The 262-nt window shown below is 70.2% G+C and carries 1 protein-coding gene; it reads left to right on the top strand.

All coding sequences use genetic code 11. The annotated features are described in order from the left end of the window. Positions 1 to 7: 7 nt before the first annotated feature. Positions 8 to 262, top strand: a 255-nt coding sequence (locus NCR39_RS29560) for an SDR family NAD(P)-dependent oxidoreductase (protein WP_350029713.1), incomplete at its 3' end; no start/stop codon positions are given.

Genomic DNA, 262 nt, shown 5'->3' with positions numbered 1-262 from the left:
GAGCAGGATGATGGAAGGCAAGGTGGTGGTCGTATCGGGCGCGGGCGGCGGCATCGGCCGCGATATCGCGCTGCTGATGGCGCGTTACGGCGCGCGCGTGGTGGTCAACGATATCGGCGCGTCGCTCGAAGGCACGGGCCGCGACAGCACGCCGGGCGAGCGCGTCGTCGATGAGATTCGCGCGGCGGGCGGCGAAGCCGTATCGAACACCGACAGCGTCGCGGAAAACGGCGCGGGCGAGCGCATCGTCGAACAGGCGCTC

The sequence above is a fragment of the Caballeronia sp. ATUFL_M2_KS44 genome (genome assembly GCF_023630965.1).
Classification (GTDB): Bacteria; Pseudomonadota; Gammaproteobacteria; order Burkholderiales; family Burkholderiaceae; genus Caballeronia; species Caballeronia concitans.
This window is presented reverse-complemented; position numbering and strand designations above follow the sequence as displayed.